Genomic DNA, 493 nt, shown 5'->3' with positions numbered 1-493 from the left:
GTACTAATAGACCAAAACAAACACACACACTCCGAAATATCGAGAGTGTGTAAACAACAAAACATGACAAACAATTATCACACTGTCGCTTGCGTCCACTACACAGTATCTGACACAACACACGCAACCAGGCACACAGATTGCCTCGAGTGTTTGTCGGTGGCCTATAGCAGCAGGGAAACGCCCGGTCCCATTCCGAACCCGGAAGCTAAGCCTGCTAACGCTGATGGTACTGCAACCGGGAGGTTGTGGGAGAGTAAGAAACCGCCGACACCAAACAACAAACCATAACTCAATACAACGAAAAGGACCGTTGAAGCAGCACCGCTTCAACGGTCCTTTTTCACGGTTTCCGCCTCACTACCAACCAATAGCCGTGCTAGCGCCGAAGTCGGCTCTTAGCTCTTAGCGCCCAGAGCGGTATGAGTTACCCCACCGCTGTTGGGCCGTTGTCCTCGCATGCGAAGGACCTGACCCCTGTTTGGTAGACACC

The 493-nt window shown here is 51.9% G+C and carries 1 rRNA gene; it reads left to right on the top strand.

Annotated features, from left to right (window positions below):
* Nucleotides 1-155 precede the first annotated feature (155 nt).
* Nucleotides 156-273, top strand: a 5S ribosomal RNA gene (gene rrf / locus HMPREF2743_RS09565).
* Nucleotides 274-493: the final 220 nt, after the last annotated feature.

Origin of the sequence: Corynebacterium sp. HMSC036D02 (assembly GCF_001836165.1) — a bacterium.
Taxonomy (GTDB): Bacteria; Actinomycetota; Actinomycetes; order Mycobacteriales; family Mycobacteriaceae; genus Corynebacterium.
This window is presented reverse-complemented; position numbering and strand designations above follow the sequence as displayed.